This is a genomic window from Lysinibacillus sp. NPDC056959 (genome assembly GCF_042674095.1).
Taxonomy (GTDB): Bacteria; Bacillota; Bacilli; order Bacillales_A; family Planococcaceae; genus Lysinibacillus; species Lysinibacillus zambalensis.
The window spans coordinates 1-1,029 of record NZ_JBHURE010000063.1 but is presented as its reverse complement, the minus strand read 5'-3'; the positions used below and the strand labels follow the sequence as shown (position 1 = coordinate 1,029).

At 55.6% G+C, this 1,029-nt stretch carries 1 rRNA gene; it reads left to right on the top strand.

The window, feature by feature from the left end:
• Positions 1-1,029, top strand: a 23S ribosomal RNA gene (locus tag ACFTQ7_RS24870); the annotation flags it as partial.

Sequence of the window (1,029 nt, the reverse complement as noted above, 5' to 3'; positions counted from 1 at the left end):
CATTGACAGAATCGCCAAGACTTTAATGAGCGCAGGACTTGCTCCCTGAGCTGGTGGTGGCCGCAGAGACCAGCGAGAAGCGACTGTTTACTAAAAACACAGGTCCGTGCGAAGCCGTAAGGCGATGTATACGGACTGACGCCTGCCCGGTGCTGGAACGTTAAGGGGACCGGTTAGTCACGATTCGTCGTGGCGAAGCTGAGAACTTAAGCGCCAGTAAACGGCGGTGGTAACTATAACCATCCTAAGGTAGCGAAATTCCTTGTCGGGTAAGTTCCGACCTGCACGAATGGCGTAACGACTTCTCGACTGTCTCAACCATAGGCCCGGTGAAATTGCACTACGAGTAAAGATGCTCGTTTCGCGCAGCAGGACGGAAAGACCCCGGGACCTTTACTACAGTTTGATATTGGTGTTCGGTTCGGCTTGTGTAGGATAGGTGGGAGACTTTGAAGCGGCCACGCCAGTGGTTGTGGAGTCGTCGTTGAAATACCACTCTGGTCGTGCTGGATGTCTAACCTGGGTCCGTGATCCGGATCAGGGACAGTGTCTGATGGGTAGTTTAACTGGGGCGGTTGCCTCCTAAAAAGTAACGGAGGCGCCCAAAGGTTCCCTCAGCCTGGTTGGCAATCAGGTGTTGAGTGTAAGTGCACAAGGGAGCTTGACTGTGAGACCGACGGGTCGAGCAGGGACGAAAGTCGGGACTAGTGATCCGGCGGTGGCTTGTGGAAGCGCCGTCGCTCAACGGATAAAAGGTACCCCGGGGATAACAGGCTGATCTTCCCCAAGAGTCCATATCGACGGGATGGTTTGGCACCTCGATGTCGGCTCGTCGCATCCTGGGGCTGGAGTCGGTCCCAAGGGTTGGGCTGTTCGCCCATTAAAGCGGTACGCGAGCTGGGTTTAGAACGTCGTGAGACAGTTCGGTCCCTATCCGCTGCGCGCGCAGGAAATTTGAGAGGAGCTGTCCTTAGTACGAGAGGACCGGGATGGACACACCGCTGGTGTACCAGTTGTCTTGCCAAAGGC